Raw genomic sequence first — 7,172 nt, forward strand, 5'->3', positions numbered from 1 at the left:
CAAGCGATAGCAGGCAGTTGAATTCGTGACTGCATCTCCGATTGGCGGACGACGGCGTTCACGGGGCGACGACGCTCGATGTTCCATTCTTAGAAACCGTGACTTCGCCGCTGCCGTGCATCGAATGGGTCGCCGCGTCCCCTGGGTTAAGCGTATAGCGGCACACAGTCAAATGTTGACGGCATCTGTATCGCATCGAGTCTCCGATTGAGTCGCTCGCATTTTCGGGCGTTGCGGTCAGGCTTCGGAAATCACCAGCGTTGGATCAGTGTCCGATCAGCGAAAATTAGTGTTCGGCGCAGCCTCGTTTTGGGGAACACTAATCCGCACTAAGCAAACACTAATCCCGAACCCCAAGTCGCTCCGGAGTGATCGATACCGCGAACCGCCCGTAGAGTCACCAGCGTCTACGAACGGCGGAATTCACGCGGTGGCGGGAGTTGATCATCCCGTTTGAATCGCGCGGCCACCGCCACTCCTGTGCAAGTTCTCTGGTTCTGCCTCTTCTGTCTAACGTTGGCAAATGAACGTGACCCAAGTGTTGTCATTCGGTTCTGAATCGGTCATCCCATTGCCAACACAAAAGACCGCCGTCCACCCCGATGGCATGTCTAGCAGGTACCCGTATCCGGGAACTTTCCGTAGTGCGGAATCAGTCACCTCTTTCACGGCAGCAAATGTCGAACTCTGCGAAATTCCTTCCGGCGACCTAAAATCATCCGCAACCGGAATGACCATGCGAACGAGACCATTGGCATCGGCGGCAGCACGGAATCGGCCGTCAGGAGCAGCGTAGGTGTGAAGAAGCGTCGTGGAGTCAAGTAAAGCGCCCGAACCGTAGTTTTTAAAATTGACCGGAACCGTTTGACCGACCATCGCGATATCGTCCGTCCTTTCGGAGGGACGAAGACCGATCGCCAACACGATGAGAAGCAGAACGAGAGCGAAGATGATAGGTTTTCGGTTCATAACGGTTTCCATTTGGTGGGCAAAACGCTTAGGTTAACCGAGTGGCGGCCAACGACGATGATTTCAAATTCCGCGTGAACCGCCACTCCGGTTCCCCCCGTTGTTAGGCGATCGGCACTTTGTCCGCCCCCCTGGATTGCCACAGGCCATAAAGTGTAAGTAGCAGCATTACCATAATGGTCACGCCACACACCTGTAGTGACCCCGAAACAATCGGATTGTCAGTGCCGTGAGGTGGTGGAAATGCTTCGTTGATTGTGGGCATCAGCTTCGACGAAGCGCCCATGAACGCCGCCGCCACTCCGGCCGCACCGTTTGTCCATGTGCCAATCTGTAGCGTCGCAAACCAGACCCACAACGCCTTCCGGCCTAAAGCGAGTTCATTAACCAAAAACCCGAAGGCAACCATCAGGATGCCGTTCGCGGTGAACTCGATATGCGCCATCACGATGCCGCGAAACCATGCCACGGCGGTCGGTGGGATGAAACCGACGATGCAGCCGACCGTGATCTGGAGAACCCCAAGGATCAGAGTCCAACGTCGAACATTTGCTCTCAGGCTGTCATGGTTCGTTGTCACGGGTATCAGTAGTCCATTGCAGAACGGTGGGCATCAGCGGGTACGGCTGATTTGTTTTCCGTTAGTAAACGCCTGACGCCGAGCTCCGTTGCATAGAATTGCTCCGCACTCTTCCGCCTCGAATTGCTTCCGCTGCGAGCGACATCATGAGCAAGATTAGTGGCACGAGATAGAGGCAACTCATGACCGTGGGATGCAATCCATTGAGGCGGATGGACATGAATGCCGCTGGAGCAACCAGGCAACACAAGGCGACGATGCCAAGAAGCGACATACGGCGCATTCGCACCACGAGTAATGCTACGCCAAACGTGCCAGCGAGCGAGAACAAAACGTTTGGCAATAGGACCGAGAGATCCGTGGCGTGGATTGAAAGCTGGTTGGAATCAGAATAATCGTACCGCATGTACGCGAAGGGGAAACCAGCCTCTGCCGGTTGCAGATTCACGTCTGCGTGGCCGAGGACAGCCGCGATCTCCCTCTCCATTGCTTGAGCGTCATAGTAGTGAGGGGCGTTGGCCCAAACCGCCCATCCGATCCACAGCGACGCCATCACGAGTGCGATTGCAGGACGCTTAAATCGTGATCGCATTTCAGTCTCCAATTGACTAACAGAACGGTGGTCGTAAAGGGCGACCGCCCAAGACTTTCCATTTGCAAACGCGTGTCGGGCGTTCCGGTTCACGACTTGGTTACGCCTTCGCCCGGAGCATAGTTGGTATCGTCAGCTTCGTCGCCGTTGTCGTCCGACTGCAATTTCGCGAGTCGGTAACGTCGCGTCTGAGTAAACAGGATCGCGGCAGCGAGCATGAAGAACAGAACCGGCCCAATCAAGGATAATACGGCAGTAGCCAAATCAGGCGAGTCCGATAGTGTCGATAGTCCGACAGCAATCGCACCTAGAGCCCCCGGGGCAAAGATCAACCAGACGCCAATTAAGACGAGTTTACTCGGCTTTACCGATGCGAGCGCAGAGTATTTCGGAACGAAGTTGTCGTGCCATACGTCCTGCTGAAGACGTTCCGAAAGCGGAATGTAATTCTTGGAATCAGACATATTTTTCTGTGGCTTAACGGTAGCGATGTGCGGGCGGCGGCGATTACCTAACAAGCAGACGAAAACGGCGATCACCGCCGCTCCGTCATCATCGCTTGGTTCCCCGCCGTGTTAGATCGAGCATGGACGTCAGGTCGTTACCTGTATCAAGCAGGGCCAAGTATCAACAAGCATACCATCAGAACAAAGCGTCCGGCGAAACGCCAGGCATCATTTCGGCAACGAGCACCGCAATTTCAGCGTCCATTTTGCGTTGCAACTTCCACCGACGGATCAGCCTGTTCGCATTCCACTCGTCGGCATATTTTGTCTCGATGATGAGGCGCGCGTCTGACTCCACGGCGGAAACTAAACGGTCGTACCCATCAGCGACAAACCCCGATTCACGACCGGTGTCCGATGAAGCAGTGATAGTACGAGGTAGGAAGCGTTGTCGAAGCATGTCCTGTAACACTGCAGAGTACATTTCAGTCGAATAACGATACGGATCACGTGGTCGTCGCCAACGACTCACCACTTCAAAAAACTCAACTCGGCGACTCGCATGCATCCGCTGGTTCGCCGCTGTTTACCGTTCCAGAACGGCTCACACTGAGTGTCGATCATCCGCGAAAGTGGGCTGAGCCTGGGAAAACCCTCCGCCGCTATACAGGATCGCTCGCCGGTTGGATGCTGGTCCGGTTAACGGCTCTCACCGGACCAGCCCGGCGGGCAGTTGGCTTATTGGGGGCCAGTTACGGGGGCTTGGGCCAGCGTCCGGCTAACGGTTTCTCTGCTCAGCCAGCCATTTGGCGTATTCGGCCACATTAATCGCTCCGTCCTGGTTGGCGTCGGCGGGCTCGGGAGACGATAACATCGACCGGTATTCGTCCTTCGTCAAACTGCCATCCTGATTGCGATCATAGCGTGCGACGATCCTGCGGGCGTATTTGAAAAGCTTGGTATCAGCAGTGTCCGATCCCAAGCCGGCCTGTCGTCGCTGATTGAAACGCTCCACTTCGTCGATCACCGAGGCCAATGACTCCAGGGCTGCCGGTGTGTGTTCGGCATCACCGCTCTTGGCTATTTTCAGCAACTCGCCGGCCACCGCTTCGCTGGCTTCGCCCGTGATGCCTGTCAACGAGAAAACATATGGTGACCGTTCGCCACGACGCAACGCTTCCAGAACCAGGAGGCTGGTTTCATCCGGACGTTTGGAAAGCAACGACTTTATTTGTGAGCGCGTAGCATCTTTGATCGCCGGATGCTCCGACAACAAGGGCTTAAACAATAGTTCGGCCGCTACTTCCGGCGGAAACGTCGTAAGCTCAAACATCTGCACCGCCATGGACAAGTCGCCGGCCCCGTTCGAATCGTCCGGCGATCGACTGGAGGCGTAACGCAGTAGCACCTCGCGAATCGGCTGATTGAAACGTTCATCGGCCCGCAAGTACTTATTCGACAAATTCGACATCTTGGCCAGCGTCGCGGTGGGACTCGAAAAATCCGTCGCCTGAGCAATTAGGAGATCTTCGAACTCCGATCGGATGCGTTCAATATTTGTCTCCGATGGCTCCTCCTTCGAGGCGGTTTCCGCAGCAGGCTGTTCTTGCTCGTCGGCGATAACCGGCTGTAGCCACAAACCGACCACAGCGACCAATACAAGCGTTTTTAGATAGTACATGGATTTCTCTTCGGACCGTTGACTTGGAGTGTGATTATTTCACAGGTGATCGGCGACTGCGGTGCGATTGGTTGGCGGTAGCGCGTCGATTGAACCCCTGCTGCGAGTCGGAAATACCCTGCCATGAAATCAGGAGCAGTTCGATACACGTCCAGAGTCGCCTCGGGGTGATTCTGGGCCACGATTGAGCGAGAACGCGGGATGCGATCCAAGTCGTCTTCTAGCCTTACCAACAAGTTCACAAAAACCAGACAGTCCATTCAGTCGGCGAACGGTTCGCATCAGCGGGGTGGCGGAAGTTGACCATCCACTTCGTAACGCCCAGCCACCGCCGCTCCGTTGCCCGGGATGGTTCGCCGATGAGACAGTCTGAATCCTAAGTTCTCATTGAGCACTACCGATCCGATGCCGCCTGTCGCCTCTTGCCACGTCTATCAATGTAGTCTCTAGCGTCTTCTTTCGAATGGAAGACCCGCAATAGGCTCACATCCTTCAATGGGATCCAGTAGTCGTAAGTAACCGTTGTGTCGGTATGTTGCATCGGTACAACAACGAAATCGGTTTGACCAGCCGATTCAAATCAGACCTTCTCATGGACGCTGAAGATCACCCCAGGTTGTTCTACGAGCACAAATTTTCCGGCAAGCTTAGATTCGCTATTCGAAGCATTGGTTGCTGCCAATGAGGCAACGGTACCAATTGCAACAACCGAGACCAGAACAGGCAACGCGTATTTTGGGAAGCTCATGGATACTCTCCGTTGGGGATGAATGTAGACCGGATCGTTACGATTGCCAGAACGTTAGAAATCACGTGGAATGGGCGAAAGAGTTGCAAGCAGACGAGTAAACGCACCACCCGTTCTCGCGTGCATTTCATGGTTCTGCCGCTTGGCTTGAGCGACGATTGGCTCCCCAACCGTCGCGGTCCATCCGCCTCTGAAGGATAACAAACTCAGGCGGACCGAGTTCGCCTCGTGCTTAGGCGGTCGACCGAGCAAGGATTTACAGGCAGAGCGATATGCAACACCGATGCCGCAGTATCGACACTCACCAATACCAACTACGTTGACTTTTGGCCTCCGCATGAATGCCTTTGTTCTGCAGATCACTGTGAAATGAGCGACTCAAATTGAATATCCGGGCGAGCGTCCTTGAAAGCTGACATTTCGGCGTCGGATACGTTAGTGTCGACCAGCATAACCCGCGTCAGGTTCTCCAACTTGTACAACGGGGCAAGGGAATCGATTTCCTTAGCGCTCAACTGTAACGACTCTAGCTTCTTCAGTTTTGAGAGCGCGGAAATATCGAGCTCCGCATTGGTATTGATCATTGCGATTTTGATTTGGACTTGATCACCGATCGGCGATAAATCGGTCAATCCTGGATCATAGATGTTTATCTCTTCGATGGACTGTACATACTCCGCTCCAATTAGCCGTCCGACAATTCCTGGGTCTGCCATACGGGGATCGACGTAACCATTTTCGGATGGCTGAGAGTCGTAACGTATCAGTCCGACGTTTTGCGATTCGATCCAGGCCACGGCATTGCGCTGCTCGCTCGCGATCCCCTGTCTTGTGCGAATAAACACCATTGCAATGGCGACCAGCGGAAACAACAACAGCAGAGATGCTATTGAGTATCGTAGCCGAGGACGTCTTTCAACTTGCATTTTTGGTATTCCAATCGATATGGCATTACGGCGGCGTTCACCCGGCGGCGACGGAAGATCATCCATTTGAACACATCCGACTTCGCCGCTCGCTTGCATCGGTTGGTTCGTCGCGGCGATTCAGATTGCGCAGCCTACCGACCAATTGGCGCCGCATCGGATGGCGAAGTCGTGGCGACGTGAAACTCAAATGATTCTTCGAAGGGATGGCTGAAAATTGTCTTTCGGTCTGTCAATACGGGTTTTGGTGTCAAAACAGTATCAATGGAGGCAATGGATGCCTCGCTCAGTCCAATTTTCTCAAGCCGCTTCGCCAGTTCAGCAACCTTTGAAAACGAAAATCTCTCCCCCGGCGCGATCGTCAAATGGCTCTTATCAATCTTCATCACTAATGATGACTGCAACGACAGCGAAAGATCGAAATCCGTCACCGGCCTCAAAAAGGTATTTTCTGTCGCAGAGCCTGTGAGTGCTTCGGAGATAGCGTCAGCCAGGCCAAACCCCACTCCGCTGGAGACCTGAACCGAATACCGCGGCTTTCCATCGGTTGAGTCAGGTAGCGATTCAACTACGACCCAGATCGCCTTCGTAGAACCCGAAGAGTCAGTACCGTAGCCGGCCTGTGTAAACGCGGCAGCAGTGAATATGACGGCAAGTAGAAGTCGTGAGGTCATAGTAGGAACTCGTGGGTCGTGGCTGGAGAAAGAAACGAAATAGTCGACGAACGCCTAAATTCACGGGGATCGCGCGAGCGATATTCTAACGACCCAGTAATCTAGCTCGCGATCTCCCGTGCATTTTTTTGTTCTACGCCAGCCTGGGTAAAGTCGAGGGAGGTCTCACGGTCGCCACGCCCTGGCGGGATCGGAATCCGTACGCGATGCAATCGACTTGTTCCGTCAGTCGTTGTTCGACGGTATTGTAACACGAGGGAAGATGGGTGATGGTATGTGTCGAAAATCCCAAATGCATTTGATGTGCCTCCGGACGAGACGGAAACGATATCAGCATCGGTCATGGATCGGAACGCTGGCTTGAATTCGTCGTACCCGCCAGTCTCACTTTCGCAAAGCCATTGCGCAAGGTTGTCGCCCCAGCATTCGTAGTAGGGCACTGTTCGGAAATAACTTCGTGGAATCGGCTATCATGTTGAAAGACTCAATTTACGGAGGTTTTCAATGGAAGGCTATGCAAAAGACGTTGAATTGCAAATGCGTCATTTTTTTGATT

The 7,172-nt window shown here is 53.9% G+C and carries 9 protein-coding genes; all 9 read right to left on the reverse strand.

Annotated elements, in window-relative coordinates; all coding sequences use genetic code 11:
- Nucleotides 1-510: 510 nt before the first annotated feature.
- The 9 genes from Pla52o_RS22935 to Pla52o_RS22970 all read right to left on the reverse strand — a co-directional run bounded on the left by Pla52o_RS22935 (nucleotide 511) and on the right by Pla52o_RS22970 (nucleotide 6,616).
- Nucleotides 511-969, reverse strand: a complete 459-nt coding sequence (locus Pla52o_RS22935; protein WP_146596964.1) for a hypothetical protein — start codon at nucleotides 967-969, stop codon at nucleotides 511-513.
- Between the two features lie 103 nt (nucleotides 970-1,072).
- Entirely contained in the window at nucleotides 1,073-1,549 is a 477-nt protein-coding gene (locus tag Pla52o_RS22940; RefSeq protein WP_146596965.1) for a hypothetical protein, read from the reverse strand.
- A gap of 61 nt (nucleotides 1,550-1,610) precedes the next feature.
- A complete protein-coding gene (locus tag Pla52o_RS22945; RefSeq protein WP_146596966.1) occupies nucleotides 1,611-2,141 on the reverse strand; it encodes a hypothetical protein in 531 nt (176 codons plus the stop codon).
- 89 nt (nucleotides 2,142-2,230) lie between these two features.
- Nucleotides 2,231-2,605: a hypothetical protein gene (locus Pla52o_RS22950; protein WP_146596967.1), complete on the reverse strand. Its 375-nt coding sequence runs from the start codon at nucleotides 2,603-2,605 to the stop codon at nucleotides 2,231-2,233.
- A gap of 178 nt (nucleotides 2,606-2,783) precedes the next feature.
- A complete protein-coding gene (locus Pla52o_RS22955; RefSeq protein ID WP_146596968.1) occupies nucleotides 2,784-3,059 on the reverse strand; it encodes a hypothetical protein in 276 nt (91 codons plus the stop codon).
- Between the two features lie 306 nt (nucleotides 3,060-3,365).
- On the reverse strand, nucleotides 3,366-4,235 hold the full coding sequence (locus tag Pla52o_RS22960) for a hypothetical protein (protein ID WP_390620920.1): 870 nt from the start codon (nucleotides 4,233-4,235) through the stop codon (nucleotides 3,366-3,368).
- 613 nt (nucleotides 4,236-4,848) lie between these two features.
- Entirely contained in the window at nucleotides 4,849-5,016 is a 168-nt protein-coding gene (locus Pla52o_RS27145) for a hypothetical protein (RefSeq protein ID WP_197169449.1), read from the reverse strand.
- A 359-nt stretch (nucleotides 5,017-5,375) separates the two neighbouring features.
- On the reverse strand, nucleotides 5,376-6,008 hold the full coding sequence (locus Pla52o_RS22965) for a hypothetical protein (RefSeq protein ID WP_146596970.1): 633 nt from the start codon (nucleotides 6,006-6,008) through the stop codon (nucleotides 5,376-5,378).
- A 68-nt stretch (nucleotides 6,009-6,076) separates the two neighbouring features.
- Nucleotides 6,077-6,616, reverse strand: a complete 540-nt coding sequence (locus Pla52o_RS22970; RefSeq protein WP_146596971.1) for a hypothetical protein — start codon at nucleotides 6,614-6,616, stop codon at nucleotides 6,077-6,079.
- Nucleotides 6,617-7,172: the final 556 nt, after the last annotated feature.

This window comes from Novipirellula galeiformis (assembly GCF_007860095.1).
Taxonomy (GTDB): Bacteria; Planctomycetota; Planctomycetia; order Pirellulales; family Pirellulaceae; genus Novipirellula; species Novipirellula galeiformis.